1 protein-coding gene is annotated in these 425 nt (G+C 64.0%); it reads right to left on the bottom strand.

Annotated features, from left to right (window positions below):
- The coding region (locus HX846_RS36425) for an ABC transporter permease subunit (protein ID WP_178967371.1) at window positions 1-425 on the bottom strand (425 nt) is incomplete at both ends.

Here is a 425-nt window from a genome sequence, read left to right as displayed (position 1 = left end):
CCTTGAGCACTTCCAGCTCGCCATAGGCCTTGCGCACCCCGCGGGCCTGCAAGGCAAACTCGCCGGGCTCGGCCTGGCCGGGGGCACGACGCGTGGCCACCTGGTCGAGCATGGCGGGGGCGATGGCCTTGGGTTTGCGCCGGGTCACGTCCAGGTGGTTCTCCAGCACCCGCAACAGCCAACTGAACACCGTCACGATGAGCACGTAATAGAACGCCACGGCCAGCATGGTCTCCATCACCAGGAAGTTCTGGGTGTAGAGTTGTTGGCCCACCAGCAGGATTTCCGAAAGCGAAATCACCGACACCAGCGAGGTGAGCTTGACGATGGTGATGTATTCGTTGGCCAGTGTCGGCAACGCAACCCGCAGCGCCTGCGGCACCACAATCAACCGCTGCACGCCGCGATAACCCACGCCCAGCGCC

Source organism: Pseudomonas sp. K5002 (assembly GCF_013386655.1).
Classification (GTDB): Bacteria; Pseudomonadota; Gammaproteobacteria; order Pseudomonadales; family Pseudomonadaceae; genus Aquipseudomonas.
This window is presented reverse-complemented; position numbering and strand designations above follow the sequence as displayed.